The 18,276-nt window shown below is 57.4% G+C and carries 18 protein-coding genes; 11 read left to right on the forward strand and 7 right to left on the reverse strand.

Annotated features, from left to right (window positions below; translation table 11 throughout):
- Nucleotides 1-87: 87 nt before the first annotated feature.
- The 5 genes from dxs to BOP96_RS05745 form a co-directional block, all read right to left on the reverse strand.
- Entirely contained in the window at nt 88-1,986 is a 1,899-nt protein-coding gene (gene dxs, locus BOP96_RS05725; protein WP_014720120.1) for a 1-deoxy-D-xylulose-5-phosphate synthase, read from the reverse strand.
- Nucleotides 1,987-2,096: 110 nt separating this feature from the next.
- A complete protein-coding gene (ispA, locus tag BOP96_RS05730) occupies nt 2,097-2,984 on the reverse strand; it encodes a (2E,6E)-farnesyl diphosphate synthase (RefSeq protein ID WP_014720119.1) in 888 nt (295 codons plus the stop codon).
- Complete coding sequence (locus BOP96_RS05735) at nt 2,981-3,223, reverse strand: exodeoxyribonuclease VII small subunit (RefSeq protein WP_003194556.1); 243 nt, start codon at nt 3,221-3,223, stop codon at nt 2,981-2,983. Before BOP96_RS05735 ends, ispA begins: the two co-directional genes overlap by 4 nt.
- A gap of 156 nt (nt 3,224-3,379) precedes the next feature.
- The gene (locus BOP96_RS05740; protein ID WP_073452025.1) at nt 3,380-3,757 is read right to left on the reverse strand and encodes a MerR family transcriptional regulator; all 378 of its coding nucleotides are present in this window, start codon (nt 3,755-3,757) and stop codon (nt 3,380-3,382) included.
- On the reverse strand, nt 3,696-4,340 hold the full coding sequence (locus tag BOP96_RS05745) for an NAD(P)H-dependent oxidoreductase (RefSeq protein ID WP_073452027.1): 645 nt from the start codon (nt 4,338-4,340) through the stop codon (nt 3,696-3,698). The genes BOP96_RS05740 and BOP96_RS05745 overlap by 62 nt, the downstream gene beginning before the upstream one ends.
- Nucleotides 4,341-4,513: 173 nt before the next feature.
- Between BOP96_RS05745 and BOP96_RS05750 the strand changes: the two genes are divergently transcribed.
- From BOP96_RS05750 to BOP96_RS05790, 9 genes are all read left to right on the forward strand, one after another.
- Nucleotides 4,514-5,545, forward strand: a complete 1,032-nt coding sequence (locus BOP96_RS05750; RefSeq protein WP_073452029.1) for a PDDEXK nuclease domain-containing protein — start codon at nt 4,514-4,516, stop codon at nt 5,543-5,545.
- A 228-nt stretch (nt 5,546-5,773) separates the two neighbouring features.
- Nucleotides 5,774-6,355 carry a YjfI family protein gene (locus BOP96_RS05755; RefSeq protein ID WP_083535088.1) on the forward strand — a complete coding sequence of 194 codons (582 nt, stop codon included), beginning with the start codon at nt 5,774-5,776 and terminating at the stop codon, nt 6,353-6,355.
- A 17-nt stretch (nt 6,356-6,372) separates the two neighbouring features.
- Nucleotides 6,373-7,071 carry a PspA/IM30 family protein gene (locus BOP96_RS05760; protein WP_014720114.1) on the forward strand — a complete coding sequence of 233 codons (699 nt, stop codon included), beginning with the start codon at nt 6,373-6,375 and terminating at the stop codon, nt 7,069-7,071.
- A 156-nt stretch (nt 7,072-7,227) separates the two neighbouring features.
- The gene (locus tag BOP96_RS05765; protein ID WP_073452031.1) at nt 7,228-7,788 is read left to right on the forward strand and encodes a rhomboid family intramembrane serine protease; all 561 of its coding nucleotides are present in this window, start codon (nt 7,228-7,230) and stop codon (nt 7,786-7,788) included.
- 72 nt (nt 7,789-7,860) lie between these two features.
- Nucleotides 7,861-8,895 carry an ion channel gene (locus BOP96_RS05770; RefSeq protein ID WP_073452033.1) on the forward strand — a complete coding sequence of 345 codons (1,035 nt, stop codon included), beginning with the start codon at nt 7,861-7,863 and terminating at the stop codon, nt 8,893-8,895.
- Nucleotides 8,882-9,556, forward strand: a complete 675-nt coding sequence (locus tag BOP96_RS05775) for a DUF2491 family protein (protein WP_073452035.1) — start codon at nt 8,882-8,884, stop codon at nt 9,554-9,556. The genes BOP96_RS05770 and BOP96_RS05775 overlap by 14 nt, the downstream gene beginning before the upstream one ends.
- 16 nt (nt 9,557-9,572) lie before the next feature.
- Nucleotides 9,573-10,001 carry a DUF350 domain-containing protein gene (locus BOP96_RS05780; protein WP_003194539.1) on the forward strand — a complete coding sequence of 143 codons (429 nt, stop codon included), beginning with the start codon at nt 9,573-9,575 and terminating at the stop codon, nt 9,999-10,001.
- Between the two features lie 18 nt (nt 10,002-10,019).
- The gene (locus BOP96_RS05785; protein ID WP_014720111.1) at nt 10,020-10,727 is read left to right on the forward strand and encodes a DUF1190 domain-containing protein; all 708 of its coding nucleotides are present in this window, start codon (nt 10,020-10,022) and stop codon (nt 10,725-10,727) included.
- A gap of 11 nt (nt 10,728-10,738) precedes the next feature.
- On the forward strand, nt 10,739-11,896 hold the full coding sequence (locus BOP96_RS05790; protein ID WP_073452037.1) for a glutathionylspermidine synthase family protein: 1,158 nt from the start codon (nt 10,739-10,741) through the stop codon (nt 11,894-11,896).
- A 137-nt stretch (nt 11,897-12,033) separates the two neighbouring features.
- Here the strand turns inward: BOP96_RS05790 and ycaC are convergent, their stop codons facing one another.
- A complete protein-coding gene (ycaC, locus tag BOP96_RS05795; protein WP_073452040.1) occupies nt 12,034-12,666 on the reverse strand; it encodes an isochorismate family cysteine hydrolase YcaC in 633 nt (210 codons plus the stop codon).
- Nucleotides 12,667-13,176: 510 nt separating this feature from the next.
- Here ycaC and BOP96_RS05800 point away from each other — a divergent pair.
- Nucleotides 13,177-13,413: a DUF6124 family protein gene (locus BOP96_RS05800; protein WP_073452042.1), complete on the forward strand. Its 237-nt coding sequence runs from the start codon at nt 13,177-13,179 to the stop codon at nt 13,411-13,413.
- Between the two features lie 64 nt (nt 13,414-13,477).
- On the opposite strand, the gene fic is transcribed toward BOP96_RS05800, so the two are convergent.
- Nucleotides 13,478-14,599: a protein adenylyltransferase Fic gene (fic, locus tag BOP96_RS05805; protein WP_032904192.1), complete on the reverse strand. Its 1,122-nt coding sequence runs from the start codon at nt 14,597-14,599 to the stop codon at nt 13,478-13,480.
- An 878-nt stretch (nt 14,600-15,477) separates the two neighbouring features.
- Between fic and BOP96_RS05810 the strand changes: the two genes are divergently transcribed.
- Nucleotides 15,478-18,270, forward strand: coding sequence for a class I SAM-dependent DNA methyltransferase (locus BOP96_RS05810; protein ID WP_073452044.1), 2,793 nt, complete (start codon nt 15,478-15,480; stop codon nt 18,268-18,270).
- Nucleotides 18,271-18,276 lie beyond the last annotated feature (6 nt).

The raw sequence follows: 18,276 nt of genomic DNA on the forward strand, positions 1-18,276 counted from the left end.
TTGCCTGCGATAGCGGTGTATCTGACACATTGTTAGCGAATGTGCCGCCGTCATCGCAGGCAAGCCAGCTCCCACAGTTGGGGCTGATTACAGATTCAGTAGCGCCAGGCGCTCGCGCACGGACGCCTCGATACCCGCCTCATCCAGCCCGCATTCAGCCAGCATCTGCGCCGGCTTGGCGTGTTCGACGTATACATCTGGCAAGCCCAGGTGCAGCACCGACTTGAGGATGTTCTCCCGCGCCAGGAACTCACTGACCGCCGCACCGGCGCCGCCCATGATGGCGTTCTCTTCGACGGTCACCAGCAGCTCATGGCTGGCGGCAATTTCGCGTACCAACGCTTCATCCAGTGGCTTGACGAACCGCATGTCGACCACGGTGGCGTCGATCTTCTCGGCGACTTTCAAGGCTTCGGCCAGTTGCACGCCAAACACCAGGAACGCAGTTTTGCTGCCTTGGCGACGCACGATGCCTTTACCGATTTCGATCGGCTCCAGGTCTTTTTCGATCACGGCGTTCGGGCCGGTGCCGCGCGGGTACCGCACAGCGGCCGGGCCGTTGTACAGGTGGCCGGTGCTGAGCATCTTGCGCAGTTCGTTCTCGTCGCTCGGGGTCATCACCAGCATGCCGGGGATGCAGCGCAGGTACGACAGGTCGAAGCTGCCCGCATGGGTCGGGCCGTCCTCGCCCACCAGGCCGGCACGGTCGATGGCGAACAGCACGTCGAGGTTCTGCACCGCCACATCGTGAACCAATTGGTCATAACCGCGTTGCAGGAAGGTGGAGTAGATCGCCACCACCGGCTTGGCGCCTTCGCAGGCCATGCCGGCCGCGAAGGTCACGGCGTGTTGCTCGGCAATCGCCACGTCGAAGTAACGCAGCGGGAAACGCTCGCTGAACGCCACCAGGTCGGAGCCTTCCTTCATCGCCGGGGTAACACCCACCAGACGCGGGTCGGCGGCGGCCATGTCGCATAGCCATTCGCCAAACACCCCGGAATACTTCGGCCCGCTGGCCTTTTTCGGCGCGGCGGCGGGAGCGTCCAGGGGTTCGAGCTTAGTGATCGCGTGGTAACCAATCGGGTCGACTTCCGCCGGAGCGAAACCTTTGCCTTTCTTGGTGACGATATGCAGGAACTGCGGGCCCTTGAGGTCGCGCATGTTGCGCAACGTCGCGATCAGGGTCGGCAGGTCGTGGCCGTCGATAGGGCCGATGTAGTTCCAGCCCAGCTCTTCGAACAGGGTGCCGGGTACCAGCATGCCCTTGGCATACTCTTCGGTGCGGCGCGCAATTTCCCATGCGCCAGGCAGACGTGACAGCACTTTCTTGCTGCCTTCGCGCATGCTGGCGTAGGTACGGCTGGAGAGGATCTTCGCCAGATAATTGGACAGGCCACCCACGTTGCGCGAAATCGACATGTCGTTGTCGTTTAGGATCACCAACATGTTGGCGTCCACTTCCGGCGCATGGTTCAGCGCTTCGAAGGCCATGCCGGCGGTCAGCGCGCCATCACCAATCACCGCAATCGCCTTGCGCTCACTGCCTTGCAGGCGGGCGGCAATCGCCATGCCCAGTGCTGCACTGATGGACGTGCTGGAGTGGCCGACGCCAAAGGTGTCGTACTCGCTCTCGGCACGGCGTGGGAAGGCGGCCAGGCCGTCCTTCTGGCGCAGGCTGGCCATGCGCTCGCGACGGCCGGTGAGGATTTTATGCGGATACGCCTGGTGGCCCACGTCCCACACCAGCCGGTCGTCCGGGGTGTCGAACACGTAATGCAAGGCGATGGTCAGCTCGATCACGCCCAGCCCGGCGCCAAAATGCCCACCGGTCTGGCCGACCGTGTAGAGCAATTCCAGGCGCAGCTCATCGGCCAGGGTTTCCAGCTCGGCTTCACCCAGTCGACGCAGGCCGTCCGGCGTGGCAGCACGGTCGAGCAGGGGCGTAGACGGGCGTTTGCGGGGAATCTCTTGAAACGTCGTGGGCATCAGGCGAATCGTTATAGGTATAGAAGAGGCGGCAGTTTACCTCAAGCCGTGCAAACTGCCCACGCAGAGGGCCGAACTTGGCTGATATGCGGCGCAAATGGCCGCGGCTGTCAGTGGCGACGTTCGACGATATACCGCGCCAGGTCACGCAGTGGCTCGGCCGCCGCGTCGAAAGGTCGCAGGGCATCCAGAGCCTGGTCACGCAGCTCGATGGCATAGGCCTTGGCGGCTTGCAGCCCCAGCAAGGCAGGATAAGTCGGCTTGTCACGTGCGATATCGGCGCCCTGGCGTTTACCGAGGGTGGCGGTGTCGCTTTCCACGTCGAGGATATCGTCCTGTACCTGGAAGGCCAGGCCGACAGCGCGAGAATAGGTCTGCAGCGCCGCTAATTGCTCGGCGTCGGCACGGCCACTGGCCAGGGCGCCCAGTTGCACGGCGGCCTCAATCAGCGCACCGGTCTTGTGGCGATGCATGTGTTCGAGGGCTTTTTGATCGAGCTTGAGGCTGACCGAGCCCATGTCGATGGCCTGCCCGCCGACCATTCCAGCCGGGCCCGCTGCATGGGCCAGGGCGGTGACCATGCGCAAGCGGATCTCGGCGTTGACGCTGCTTAGCGTCGGGTCCAGCAATGCGCTGAACGCCAGGCTCTGCAAGCCATCTCCGGCCAGAATTGCATAGGCCTCATCGAAGGCTTTGTGGGTGGTGGGCTGGCCGCGACGCAAATCATCGTCGTCCATTGCCGGCAAGTCGTCATGCACCAGGGAATAGGCGTGGATCAACTCGACCGCACAGGCCGCGCCATTCGCCTCGGCTGCCGGCGCCCCGAGAGCTTCGCAGGCGGCATAGGCCAGCAACGGGCGCACCCGCTTGCCGCCATTCATCACGCTGTAGCGCATGGCTTCATAGAGGCGCGTCATTTCCGGGCTTGGCGCAACAAACAGGGGCTCCAGCGCGGCATTCACCCGGGCTTGGCTACTGGCTTGGTATGCGCTGATCATTCCGGCTGTTCCGCATCGAAAGGCTCTTCGGCCAACTCCCCGTCACGCTCCAGCAACACCTGGACCTTCTGCTCCGCCTGCGCCAACGCGCTCTGACAGTCGCGGGTCAGGCCGATGCCTTGCTCAAACGCTGTCAACGAGTCTTCCAGCGACAACTCGCCGTTCTCCAGACGCTCGACCAGGGCTTGCAGGTCGGCGAGGGATTGTTCGAAATCGAGTGCAACTTTTTTGCGGGCCATGGCGGCAATTCCGGTAGACGGTAAACCGGCGCGACACTAGCAGACATGGGGGATTGGGGCAAATGAGTGGCGCACACACGGTGATGTGAGCCGATTGATGGGTTTATTCGGCTCACCCCATGAGCCGATTAGCGACCTTATTCGGCTCACCGAGTCTCAGCTTGCCTTCGTGGCGACCCAGCACTCCCCCTGCGCCGCTTTCAATTGGGCCTCGAAGACCAATAAACCCTGATGCATATTCTGCAATGCCATAATTTGCATGGCTAACGCTTGCTTCTTATTGGCGATGGCTTGGTCAGCCTTGTCCCAGGGAAGCGCATCACCCTCGTACCCCTGCAAAATCTCCTGTAATTCCTTGAGCTTGAACCCCAGCTGTTGCGCGCACTTTATAAACATCAGCCGCTCGACACTCTGCTCGGTATAAACGCGATAACCGCCCCGACGCGCAGGCGCTGGCATCAGCCCGATTGCCTCATAGTGACGAATCGCCTTGATGGTCGTGCCGGACAACTGCGCGGCTTTGCCGATGTACATGAAAACTCCCTTTTTCAAATAGTGCGCCGGCCTGTTTCAGCCACTTGGCCCGCTGCGTCAGCGAAGAGCCCAGCACCGGCCCCAACAGCAGCGTCTTGCTCGTCGCGATGCCGCACAGCGCCAGCATGGTGCGCCGCATTTGGTGGATGGCCGGCATGCGATAAACCCAGCGGTAATACCACGGCGGCGTGTCGAGGGTCACTAACAAGTGCGCGGTTCGGCCCTTTAGCAGCTTGTCTGGGAATGCCTTGCCTGCGCGGTACTTGAAGGCAAAGCCGGGGAGGAAAACGCGGTCGATAAAGCCCTTCATCAGTGCCGGGATACCGCCCCACCAGACAGGGAAAACCCAGGCCAGATGCTCGGCCCAAAGGATGTCGGCTTGGGCGCTGAGCAAGTCAGGTTCCAGCGCTTGAACCTGGGTGTAAGCATGATGAAGGATGGGGTCGAACCTGAGATCACCCAGGCGCAGGACGCGGACTTCGTGACCGGCCATTTTAGCAGCGTGGATATAAGTGTGCGCGAGGGCGGAACAAAAGCTATCGGCGAACGGGTGGCCGAGAATGACCAGAATGCGCTGACTCATGGTGATAAGTTCTGAGAAAAGGGCATTCAGGGTAGGGGGTGCCGTATAGGGGAGAGTCAAGTGCCAGCAGGACCTTTCTGTGAGGTACGCAGGACCCTTCCTGAACTGTCTCGAATGCTTGTGACGGTACTGTCGGCTGGCTAGCCTGCCGAAAACACCAGAGTAAAAAAGGCATGAGCGAAACTTCTATCGGGTTGATCGCGCCTCCTGAGGGCTACGGCGATTGGCTGACAGACCTCAAGGGCCGCATCCATCAGGCGCAACAGCGCGCATCAATTGCCGTTAATCGTGAGCTGGTGCTGCTCTACTGGCAGCTCGGTCACGATATTTTGACGTGTCAGCACGCTCAAGGTTGGGGTAGCAAAGTGATCGACCGCCTTGCGCAAGATCTGCGGGCGGCCTTTCCTGACATCAAGGGTTTTTCGCCGCGCAATCTGAAGTACATGCGTGCTTTTGCCGAGGCGTGGCCGGATTCGGAATTTGTGCAACAGGCTGCTGCACAATTGCCTTGGGGCCACAACGTGGTGCTGCTCGATAAGCTTCCCGGCCCCGAAACTCGTCGTTGGTACATCATCCAGGCCTTAAAACATAACTGGTCGCGCAACACACTGGTGATGCACATTGAAAATCGCCTGCTGGAGCGCAGTGGCAAGGCCGTCAGCAACTTCGAAAGCCATCTGCCCAAAGCGCAATCCGACCTGGCGCGCGAATCCCTCAAAGACCCGTACCGCTTTGATTTCCTCAGTCTGGGCCAGAATGCACAAGAGCGCGAAATCGAAAACGCCCTGATCAAGCATGTCACTGACTTCTTTTTGGAGTTGGGCGCAGGTTTCGCCTTCGTTGGCCGGCAAGTGCTGCTGAATGTAGGCGGCGATGAGTTCTTCATCGACCTGTTGTTCTATCACCTGAAGCTGCGTTGCTATGTGGTGATCGAACTCAAGGCAGGCAAGTTCAAGCCCGAGCATCTGGGCAAATTGAGCTTCTATCTTGCGGCGGTGGATGCCGAGATAAAGCACCCACAGGATGGCCCGACTATCGGCCTCTTGTTGTGCAAGGGTAAAAATGAAGTGGTGGCTGAATACGCACTGCGCGATAACAACCGGCCTATTGGTGTGGCGCAATATCAACTGATGGAGTCTTTGCCAGCCGAACTGCAATCGAGCTTGCCTAGCATCGAGCAAATCGAGCGAGAGTTGGCGGGGTAGGCTGGGTCTTGTCGGTGGCTGAAAAATGTAAGGAAAAATCTCACGCGTGAGCTATTGAGTACCTTGCGGATTGCCTGTAGATTTTCTCACGCGTGAGTTTTTCACAGCGAGGTCAGTACCATGAACAGCAGCTCTCCATCGAGCCCATCAACTGGGCCCGATACCGATTCAACAAGCCTCAAGGGAGAGCGCTTGAAGCCGTCCGCAAAAAAGCCGTCGAGCTTTTACATGAAGCAGATGCGTGCGGGGCTGGCGGCGGCCGGTTATGTGAAACACGAGACTTGGGTGCTTCCCGAAAACCGAAGCCTGCTCAAGCAAATGGAGAAACAGCTACGCCAACCGATCCTGGCTGGCTCATTCATGTCGGAGAATTTCATGAGCGCAGGTACTAACTGGAATATCGATCGCCTCTTCAGTGCTCTTCAGGCGCTGGATGACGTGACGTCCCATGACATTACGCTTTCTCTCGTCCAAGGCTCCGAGTCCAGCATCAAGCTGGAGATGAACGACTTTGGTGGCTTGCCGATTTACATCGCGGTGGTGGGCGAGCAAATCATCGTGGATACCGTCCTGGTCGACGCCGAGTCCATCAACGACGTACCGGCCTTCAATGACGCCGTGCTGCGCAGCCGGGAGATGTTCCCGTTGTCGTCGATCGGTATCGAGTCCATGCCGAACGGGCAGGTGGTTTACAACATGTTCGGTGCGCTCAGCTCCGACTCCAGCCTGACCAACATCGTGACCGAGGTGAAAACCCTGGTTGATAACGTGCAGCGCGCCAGCGAAGCCTTCGAACGTTTCTTCATTTAATTATTCGGGAAAACCCAATGACTCAGTCCATCTGGAGCAAATTGTTCACCGCGTTGCGTGGCGGTGCCAGCGAAGTCGGCGAATCGATCGTCGACCAACAGGCCCTGCGCATCCTTGACCAGGAAATTCGCGATGCAGACAGCGCCTTGGCCAACGCCAAGCGTGAGCTGGTGAGCATCATGGCCAAGCACAAACTGGCGGCTGATCGTGTTGGCGAGTACGACGCCAAGATCAAAGACCTGGAATCCAAGGCGATGGCCGCTATCCAGGCCAACCGTGAAGACCTCGCCCTGGAAGTGGCCGAAGCCATTTCGACCCTGACCAACGAGCGGGACGTGGAGCAAAAGCAGACCACCGAGTTCGGTGGGTACGCTGAGAGCATGCGCAAAGACATCACCAAGGCCGAAAGCCGCATCAAAAGCCTGCGCCAGCAAGTGGACATGGCCAAGGCTCGCGACAGCGTGCAAAAGGCCCAGGTCAGTGCCTCCATTGCCAGCGGCGGTGCCAACGGCAAGCTGGAAACCGCCGTCGGTACGCTCAATCGCTTGCAGGCCAAACAGCAACAACGCGCCGCTGAGCTGCAAGCCCAGGATGAGCTGGCTGAAGCGTCGACGGGGACAGACCTGGAACGCAAACTGCGCGATGCCGGCATCACGCCGAACGAAGGCAGTGCCAATGCGATTCTGGAGCGTCTGAAGCAAAAGTCGGCTGAGTAATCAACGTAGGTCAGTTAAGCCTGCAACTCTGTGGGGAGGGAGCTTGCTCCCGCTGGGCTGCGCAGCAGTCCTGTTTTTGGGGCCGCTTCGCGCCCCAGCGGGAGCAAGCTCCCTCGCCACAGTCGCAGTGCTCTTCTTTTGTATGTTGAGGTCAGGATGAACGCCTTGAAGGGTTTCAAGACAATCGCAGGCCTGGCCCTCTTCATGGTCGCGCTGCAACTGCTCAATGTGGTGACCGGTTACAGCCTCATGGCATTCGGGCTAATCCCGAGAACGATGCAGGGTCTGTTCGGCACCCTCACATCACCGTTTTTGCACGCCTCCTTCGCCCACCTGAGCGCCAACCTGATTGCCTTTGTGATCCTGGGTTCTCTGGTCATCATCGAAGGGGTCAACCGGTTCATCGCCGTCAGTGCCATCGTCATTCTGCTGGGCGGCTTGTTGGTCTGGCTGTTCGGTTTTTCAGGCGTACACGTCGGCGCCAGCGGCTGGGTGTTCGGGCTATGGGCCTATCTGCTGTCTCGCGCCTGGTTTCACAGAAGCTGGGGCAACCTGCTAACAGCCGCTGTTGTGGCTTTGCTGTATGGCGGACTGGTCGTGGGCTTCCTTCCGCGGCAGGGCGTTTCCTTCGAAGGGCATCTGTTTGGTGCGCTCGCCGGATTTATTGCAGCCAAGGTACTTCTATCCACGCCGCGCAGCGGGTTTAATGCCGGGTGAACGCACTTGAGCATCCAGACGTCGAGGCGATGCTGTCGTCAGGATTCAAGTACCCAGGGAGCCAGGGGCTAAATGTCGATTTTCCTACTGCTACGCATGTACGCCTCGTCCCTCTTTCATCGCTTCGGTTGGGCAGGCCTGATCGTTGCCTTGGGTGTCCACCTGAGCACCGCTTACCTGGGCCTGGTGTTGCTGGGCGAACAACACCTCACCGCTGCCGCCACGTTTATCTACTTCTATCTCACCACCACACTCACCGTCGGCTATGGCGACCTCGCGCCGCAGACGTCTGCTGGGCGAATTTTCGTGGCGGCCTGGGTCATGCTCGGGGGCATTGCGCTGCTCACGGCAGCCATCGGCAAAACCACCAGCAGTGTTATCGATGCATGGAGAAAAGGCATGAAGGGCAAAGGTGATTTCACCGGCAAGGTCGGCCATACCGTGCTGATCGGCTGGGAGGGCGCGTCCAGCGAGCGGGTGATTGAGTTGTTGCTGCAAGACGAAACCTCGAACGACAACCTGATCGTGATCTGCGATTGCAGCCTTGAAGAAAATCCGATGCCGGGCAAAGCAGCGTTCATCCGCGGCGAAAGCCTGTCTTCCACCGCACTGTTGCTGCGTGCCGGTGTGCCCGGTGCCGAGCGTGTGCTGGTGCGGACCCCGTCTGATGACCTGACGCTGGCCACCGTGCTGGCGGTGAATCAACTGAGCCCCGTCGGGCATGTGGTCGCCCACTTCAACGAAAGTGAAATCGCTGCACTGGCCAGCTCCTACGCCCCGCGCCTGGAATGCACGACCAGCATGGCGATCGAAATGCTGGTGCGCGCCTCTCAGGATCCGGGCTCGTCGGTGGTCATCAATGAGTTGCTGTGCGTGGGGCAGGGCGCCACCCAGTACCTGATGAAATTGCCCGACGCCTTTGAGGCAACGTTCGGCGAGCTGTACACGCAGATGAAGGAGCGCCACAACGCCACCCTCATTGGCTATCGCGCCAAAGGTGTTCAGCAGCCGTCGATCAACCCGCCCAGTGCCACAGCGGTCAAAGGCGGCGAACTCTTCTACATCGCTTCCACTCGCCTTAAGGAAATCTCCCATGGGATGGCTTAAACAGTTGATGGGGCTTGAGGCCCCAAAAGCCACTACCGACTCGAGCCGAACCGCCAGCCCAAGCCTGCCTGCCACCGGCCCTTTGGGCCTGGCGCCGGGCAAGGGCGTGATGTTTGACACGACTCTGAAATTGCTGCTCGATGAAAAAACCAACGTGGTGATCCCCGGCTCCCAGGAAATCTGGAGCAACGGCACCATCGACCTCGGCCAGTCCACCTGGCTGTCGCGCTATTACATGAACGACGAAGATTATTGGTTGCAGGTGCACACCACCGGCCAGATAGCGGGCCAGGTCGAGTCAGTGATTCTGTTCAACTACCTGAGTTACGTCACCATCAGCAGTGAAGCGGAACTGAGCAGGCTCGCGGGCCCACAAAGCCTGATCGGTCTGCCGACCTACACCCACGACGGCGTCGAGTTCTTCCGGGAGTGGGGCAGCGAAGATGGCCAGACCGAATTGGTGGCGATGAGCGAAAAGGTCATCAGCCCAGAAGCCACCTACAGCGTCGAGCACCGTTCGATGCTATACGCCCGCGACACCGGCTTGACCGACCGCCGAGAGTTCCTGCTGTTCTCCGTCGAAGAAGATGCCGAAGGCACCATCAGCCTGAGCACATCCCTGGGCATTTCGCTGTACACCACCGACCTGACTACGCTCTAAAAAAAGGAAGCCGTCCATGCTAGAAGCACTCTCCATCTCCCTCAACAAAGCTGCGGTGCTCGGCTTTGTCCTCTACATCCTGGGGGCTGCGGTACTGTTCGCGCTGTTCCAGTTCATCTACACCCGCATCACCCCGCACAAGGAGTTCGAACTGATCCGTGCGGGCAACACCTCCGCAGCGGTCGCCCTGGGCGGTGCCATCGTCGGTTTCGCCATTCCGGCCAGCAATGTGATTGCCTACTCGATCAACGTTCTCGACTTCATCGTCTGGGCCGTGATCGCCGCCGTCGTCCAACTGCTGGCGTTCCTGCTGACCAGCCTGGTGCTCAAGGGCACGTCCGAGCGCATCAAGAAGGGCGAACTGGCGGCCGGTATCTACGTGGCCGCGGTGGCCATCAGCGTCGGCATGCTGAATGCCGCGTGCATGACGCCCACCTCGAACTGATTGCCCACGGAGCTCCCGATGAAACGAAGCAAGTACGTCCAGCTGTCGCTGGCAGCGTCGGTCGCCATGGCGATATCCGGCTGTGGCCCAACGGAAAAAACCTACGACCTGCAAAAGAAGTACAACTTCCAATCGGTACAGCAATGCGCCGATGAAAAACTTCCGGTAGACGTCTGCTCGGACGCCTACATGACGGCCATGGCCGAGCATCGCCGCATTGCGCCGGTGTATGACAGCCAGGCCGATTGCGACGCCGACTTTGTCGCTGACTGGTGCCAGCAAGACTCCACCGGCAAATTCATCCCGCGCTTGGGCGGTTTCGAACTGACCGCCGAAGGCCAGGTGACCCAATCCCAAGTCGACGCGGCCAATGCGCAAGCGGCCAACGCTCAGGCCAGCGGCGGCTCAGGCTTCTCCACCAGCAGCCTGCTGACCGGCTTGCTGATCGGCAACATGCTGAGCAACAACCGCAACAGCTACCGTTCGGAACCGGTGTACCGCTATCGCGATGATCGCGGCAACTACGGTAACTCGACGCTCAACCAACGCGTGTCCAATGGCGCGACCTTTGGCCGTTCCAACCAGGCCCGGTACGGCAGCAGCAATTACACCAGCACGCTGCGCTCTTCACCTAAGTCGAGCTCGGTTTCATCGGCCACCTCCCGGGGCGGCTTCGGCAGCAAAGCCAGCGCACGCAGCGGCTGGGGCGGCGGGTCGAGCAGCTAAGGAAACCGGCCATGAAGAAGATCCAATGCGCAGAGCGTCATGACTGGAAACATACAGCCGAGGGTCTTGGCTTCCTTTTCCATACCATCGACGACGAACCTTACTGGGACGAAAGCGCGTACTACCAGTTCACGCTCAAGCAAATCGAGCGCGACCTCGAAGACCCGACCACCGAGCTCCATGACATGTGCATGGACCTCGTCGCCCGCGTGGTCCACAGCGAAGAACTGCTTGAACGCCTGAGCATCCCCGCGCCTTTCTACGACATGATCCGAACCTCATGGCTCGAAGGCCACCCGCACCTGTACGGGCGCATGGACTTCTCCTACAACGGCAGCGGGCCCGCCAAGTTGCTGGAGCTCAACTACGACACCCCCACCAGCCTCTACGAAGCCGCCGCGTTTCAGTGGGGCTGGCTGGAACAATGCATCGAACGCGGCCTGCTGCCCAAGCACGCCGACCAGTTCAATAGCATCGACACCAAACTGCACCAGGCCTTCGCCCAACTGCAGGTCAACCAGCCGTTCTACTTCGCTTCGATGAAAGACTCGGTCGAAGACAAAGGCACCACCGACTACTTGCGCCTGGTCGCTGAAAAGGTCGGCATCGAATCGCGCCACATCGACATCGAAGACATCGGCCTGAACAGCGAAGGCCGCTTCGTCGACCTTGAAGATCGCTGGATTCCCCACCTGTTCAAACTGCACGCCTGGGAGTTCATCTTCCACGAACCCTTTGGTGCCGCGATTGCCCAGAGCGACACACAGTTCTTCGAGCCCGCGTGGAAATCCATTATTTCCAACAAAGGCATCCTGCCGCTGCTGTGGGAATTCAACAAAGGCCACCCCAACCTGCTCGCTTCCCACCTGGACACCGACCCAGGCAAAGCCGTGCCAAAAGGCTGGGTGCGCAAGCCGTTCTTCTCCCGTGAAGGCGCCAACATCGAACTGCAAACCGCCGAAGGCCTGACCGTAAAAGAAGACGGCCCCTACACGGATGCGCCCTTCATCCTTCAAGAGTTCGCACCGCTGCCAAAATTTGGTGACAGCTACACGTTGATCGGCTCTTGGGTCATTGGCGACCAGGCCGCCGGCATCGGTGTGCGCGAGGACAATAGCTTGATCACCAAGGATTCAAGCCGGTTTCTGCCGCACTTGATCCTGGATTAGGGACGTCTGACGGGTTCGTTCCCACGCTCCGCGTGGTAACGCATCCAGTGACGCTCCGCGTCACCCGCACGCCTCTCAATCTACACCCATAAAAAAGCCTGCCTTTTCAGGCAGGCTCAATACGGAGCATGGCAGTCTTAGCTCTGGCGAGCAGACAGGGCCGAGTAGCTGTTCATCAAATTGCGGTAGTTAGGAATCCGCTGGGACAACAAATTCCCCAGCCCTTCGATGTCGTTGCGCCAATCGCGGTGCAACTCACACGCCACCGAGAACCAGTTCATCAACTGCGCGCCGGCCTGCGTCATCCGGCTCCACGCCGCTTGCTGCACGGTGGTATTGAACGTGCCCGATGCATCCGTCACCACAAACACCTCAAAACCTTCTGCCAGCGCCGACAAGGTCGGGAACGCCACACACACATCCGTCACCACACCGGCAATGATGATCTGCTTACGCCCGGTGGCCTTGATTGCCTTGACGAAATCCTCGTTGTCCCAGGCGTTGATCTGACCAGGGCGAGCGATATACGGCGCGTCCGGGAACATCTCCTTCAACTCCGGCACCAGCGGGCCGTTAGGGCCTTGCTCGAAACTGGTGGTGAGGATGGTCGGCAAGTTAAAGAACTTGGCCAGGTCAGCCAGGGCCAGCACGTTGTTCTTGAACTCGTTGGGAGAGAAGTCCTGCACCAGGGAGATCAGGCCGGTTTGGTGGTCGACCAGCAGAACAATGGCGTCGTCTTTGTTCAAGCGGTTGTAGGTTGTAGTGCTCATGGTTGAATCCTTTTTTGTTTAGGTTGGTTGGGCGTTGCGTTCAACATGGACACAGATTAATGGGTGGGTGACGAGGGATAAATCGGGTGGGAGGAGTCTTACTGTCAACTTAAAGTGGACAATGGTTGACGCCCGATTTCAGGCCTCCGGGTTGCTGTGCAGAACAGGAGTGAATTGCCTGATTTTGAGTAGCCAGCAGGTCCGATCCCTTTCATTTGCAGGACGTTTCCGAGAAAATCCCAACCGCTTGCGCCAGTGGAATTGGGTGTCTAGGCTGCTGACCGTCACTGCTAATTCAGTGATCGGGTTTAGTCGCCCGGACCTCGCTAGGCGCACGCGCCATCCCAAAGACAGGTGTCTTCTTGCCTGCACTTTATGGTGGCTGTGCGCAGGGCACCCTCGGGTGCGCCGGTGCCTAGCGGCCGGTCGACTAACCTGCGTACAGCCGCCACCTCTGCTCGTTTAGTCGCGAAAGGACGGTGGTAGTCACTTACTGCTAGGAGTTTTGCTATGGATAACGTTTGTTCAGATACGCTGTCGTCACACCTGACCAACCCCTTCACGGTCAATGAAGAACTGAGCTTCGAGGATGCCTGGGTGCAGGTGGCTGAGCTGCTGCATTGTGCGCTGGCTACGTCGCAAGTGATCAGCGAGTCAGTGGCTGCACCACAGAGGGCGGTAATGCACTTGGTGGAGATGGCGAAGATGGTGGCGGATAGGGCGGTGGAGTGTTTGCAGCCTAGGTGATATGACGTCGCCTGTTCGGTTTTGATCGTCCAGGCGACTTATTCACGATTTCCTTAATTTCGGCTCAGAAATAGGGCTTGAATTCGTTGCTGTCGCGAATCAGCAACTGCATCAGCTTTGGATGAATGAACAGTTTTTCCTTTCCGACCTGAACCTCTTGCAGAACATCAATGGAGACCAGTTCTTTGAGGTAGCGAGAAGCAGCCTGGCGCTGAGCGATCTGCTTGTCGACGACGTTGCTAATACGGCAATAGGGCTGCTCAAAAATCACGTCCACCAATTCGCGTGAGTAGGTTTTCGGCAAACGTTCGCGAACAAATTGGCTGGTGTGCTCGGACAGGCTGCGAATGGCGGCAATTTTTGCACTGGTCCAGCGAGCGGTTTCTTCCACGGCAGTAAGCATGTACAGCAGCCAGGGCTCCCAGGCCTGTTCGCGTGTGACATCAAGCAGTAGTCGATAGTAATCGGCTCTATGCGCAATGATGAAATGACTAAGGTAAAGAATCGGTAGATTCAACAGACCTTCCTGGATCAGATACAGGGTGTTTAGCACGCGCCCGGTACGACCGTTGCCGTCTGTGAATGGATGAATAGCCTCGAACTGATAGTGTCCGACAGCCATGCGAACCAGCGGGTCGAGGTCTGTCTCGTTGTGTAGAAAACGTTCCCAGTTGGTGAGCAAGTCGCGTAAGCGATCTTCGCCCTCTGGTGGGGTATAGATGATTTCTCCGGTCCGATCATTGGCTAGCTGGACGCCTGGCACTCGACGGATGTCCATGTCTACACCCTTGAGCGTTCGACAGATCTCTACTGCTGTGCCGGTAGAGAGTGGACGTTCAGCCAGAGACTGGAAACCGTTATGTAGAGCCTTGCGGTACCGGAGGGCTTCTTTGGTCGCGGGATCTGCATGATTGGCGCAATCCTGGGCATGCTGAAAGAGTAAATCTGTAGTAGTGACAATACTTTCGATCTCGGAGCTGTCCTTGGCTTCCAGCAGCGGGATCGTATTGATCAGCATCGTCTGGTTAGGAATCAGCTCGGCTGCTTGTTTCAATTCGGCCAAGGCTGCTCGAGCTTCGATGCAGCGTTTGAGGACTGCTCGGGTTTCCAGTTCTGCCTTTGGCGGCAAGGGTGGAAGCTGGTTATAGGGTCTATCCGCCTGCCAAGGCCGTTGGGGGTTAGTCATGGGCGCACGCTCACTAGGACGTCCAGTTAAAGGTAAGGCCGCTTTTATAAGCGCCCTTGTCATGTCGCTAGTGTAAGCCTGCGTGCATAACGTGTCGTTATTTTTGTATTTTTGCGACATGTTTCATCCTCGCGTCGCTGTTGGCGACATGTTGGATATCGATCAGGTCGCTGACTATTTGGGTGAAGCAATGAAGAAGGGGTAATACACCTAGATTGCGTCGAGTCATTTTGATATTGCTGGAGCCCACTGGCCTTTGAATGGCTGCCTATTGCACCAGAGACATGTTCAGGGGGGGCAGAGTGGATCTTTAAGGCTACGTGATTGATGTTTAAGGGGGGGGATTAAAAAGCCGGCTTGTGGGCGGCGTTATTGTTTGGTTTTTTCCTTGTTTTGCTGGGATCTATGGTGGTTTCAATATCTGTCCCCCCATTTATCCCCCCACTCGGGGCGCGAGTGAGCTCTTGGCATTGAAACCCCTCGACCGATACTAGCAAATATCACCGCGTGCAGTGGCCCAGTGCTGGCGGTGGATGCTCAAGGTTGTTCACCATCAGGAAGAGCCTTCCTTTACAATCTGCTGCGCCGTGGATTGGCTAAAACTGCATCTGGAAAATCGAATCGGTTTTTTAGTCACTATTGGTAGAGTCCCTCAGCATAGAACTGATGCAGTGTGACTCAAATGCCATGGAGACATTATCGCTGTCAGGGGGACTACGGCTCCCCGCACGCGATTTCCGCCGTTCGAGGTTATCGGAATGGTACACAGCCACTTGGGCGGCATGAGAGCAGATGCCCTCTGAGCGCTAGCAATAACCATCAAAATTAACAGATGAAGTCGCCCCACTCGCTTGTGAATGCATTGGAATTGGTAAACCATGAACGCAGTAGAAATTGAGTCCGCAATCTCGGATCTGGTCCTTGAACCTTTTGATGTGGCTGAATTCCCGTTCGTCTTCCTGGCTGCTTTTGGCAACAAGGAAACCGCTCTCAGGCGACTGCGTGCCGGTAATAACAACGCTTCTGACGTACCAGGTGGCGTGCTGCTCCGCAGCAATATTCATATTGCCGCATGTGAGCCCGGCGCCGTAGGCGAAACGCTTAATTCATTGCGTGCCAGCCCTGCAACGACAAAAGCCAAAGCCAAGTTCATTCTTGCCACCGACGGACAAACGCTGGAGGCCGAAGAGCTCATCACGGGTGAAACCATCACCTGTGATTACCAGGACCTCCCCAATCACTTCGGCTTCCTGCTGCCGTTGGCTGGGATCTCCACAATCAAGGAGATTAAAGACAACCCCATCGACGTGCGCGCCACCAGCCGGATGAACAAGCTGTACGTCGAACTGTTAAATGAGAACCCGGATTGGGCCAGGGCCGAGCGCCGTCATGACATGAACCACTTCATGTCTAGGTTAGTGTTTTGTTTTTTTGCTGAAGACACCGACATTTTTAATGGTGATGGCCTTTTCACCAAAACTGTTGAGCAGTACAGCGAGCACGGTGGCTCAAATACCCACCAGGTGCTGTCTGAAATTTTTCGCGCCATGAATATTAAGCAGACCGAGCGAGAGATTGTTGAGCCTCGCTTGCCGAGCTGGGCTAACGGCTTTCCGTATGTGAATGGCGGCTTGTTTTCGGGCAGCACGGAGGTGCCACGGTTCACTCGTATGGCACGCACATATCTGCTACACGCGGGCAAACTGAACTGGCAGAAAATCAATCCCGATATCTTCGGCAGTATGATACAGGCCGTGGCTGATGATGAAGAGCGCGGCTCATTGGGCATGCACTACACCAGTGTGCCCAATATTCTTAAGGTATTAAATCCGCTGTTTCTGGATGATCTGCGCGCGCAGTTGGAGGCGGCTGGCGACAATAAAGCCAAACTATTGAATCTGCGCAAACGTATGGCGCGTGTCCGGATATTTGACCCAGCCTGCGGCTCCGGCAACTTTCTGGTAATCGCCTACAAGCAAATGCGCGAGATTGAAGCCGAAATCAACCGCCGCCGTGACGAGGCTAACAATAGGTCAGAAATCCCACTGACTAACTTTCGCGGCATTGAGCTGCGCGACTTTCCGGCAGAAATTGCCCGTCTGGCATTGATCATTGCCGAGTTTCAGTGCGACGTTCTGTATCGCGGGCAACAGGATGCACTTGCCGAGTTTTTGCCGTTGAATGCGCAGAACTGGATTGTGTGTGGCAATGCGCTGCGGCTGGATTGGCTGAGTATTTGCCCACCTACAGGCACTTGCGTAAAGGTCGTAGCTGATGATTTATTCGGCACGCCGCTGAATCAGGCGGAAATTGACTTTGAGAACGAAGGAGGCGAAACCTACATCTGTGGTAATCCGCCTTATCTCGGAAGCAAATGGCAATCGGAGGAGCAGAAATCTGACTTGGCTGCAGTATTCGCGGGCCATGGTACTGGATGGAAGACGCTTGATTATGTCGCAGGCTGGTTTATGAAGGCTGCCGACTATGGATCAAAGACTTCTGCAATGACGGCGCTAGTATCAACGAACTCCATATGCCAAGGGGTACAGGTTCCTACCCTTTGGCCGCTTATATTTGCAACGGGCCATGAGATTATTTTTGCTCACACATCATTCAAGTGGGCGAATCTCGCCAGTCATAACGCTGGAGTTACGGTCGCAATCGTCGGCATTTCAAGGAATGTTGCGCGCCCAAGAATTCTGTTTTCTGCGGTGGGAAGGAACGAAGTAAGCGCGAAGCAAGTTCTCAACATTAACGCGTACCTAGTGCCAGGTCCTGACCTCGTTGTTCAGCCGTTGCGTAAATCGATGTCTGGATGTTCCTATATGGATCTAGGGAACATGCCCAAGGATGGAGGCCACCTTCTACTTTCAGGCGCCGAAGCCGATGAGGCGGTGAGGTCCGAGCCAGCTATCGCCAAATACATCTTCGACTTTGTCGGCTCACAGGAGTTTGTCAAAGGTATTGTTCGTAAATGCCTTTGGATTGACGACGAGCAGGTCGAGGAAGCTAAGCGCATATCCATTGTGGCAGCCCGTTTAGAGGGTGTACGCGCAATGCGTCTAGCTAGTGACGCAGAGTCAACCCGCGCTTATGCAGATCGCCCGCATCGTTTCAAACAGATTCAAGGACGTGGACTGACATCGTCAATCGTAGTGCCTAAGGTCTCGTCGGAATCACGCGATTTCCTCCCCGTAGGCCTGCTGACAGCTCACTCAGTGGTTTCCGATAATGCCTTTGCGTTGTATGACGCGCCTCTATGGAACCTGGCACTTATCGCTTCTAGAATGCACCTTATCTGGGTGGCTACTGTCTGCGGAAAACTGGAAACACGCTATCGCTATTCGAATACCCTTGGTTGGAACACCTTCCCCGTACCGCTACTGACCGAGCAAAACAAGGCCGATTTGACCGCCTGCGCCGAGAACATCTTGCTGGCTCGCGAGGCGCATTTCCCCGCGACCATCGCTGACCTGTATGCGCCAGACAGAATGCCGGACAACCTGCGCCGCGCCCACGAACGCAATGATGAAGTGCTGGAGCGTATCTATATTGGCCGTTGGTTTAGAAACGATACCGAGCGACTGGAAAAGCTGTTTGACCTCTACACCAAGATGGCTGCAAGTACAGTGAAGGCGGCGCCGAAAAAAATACGAGGGAAAAAAGAATGAGCGATG

The organism is Pseudomonas sp. FSL W5-0203 (assembly GCF_001896155.1).
Taxonomy (GTDB): Bacteria; Pseudomonadota; Gammaproteobacteria; order Pseudomonadales; family Pseudomonadaceae; genus Aquipseudomonas; species Aquipseudomonas paracarnis.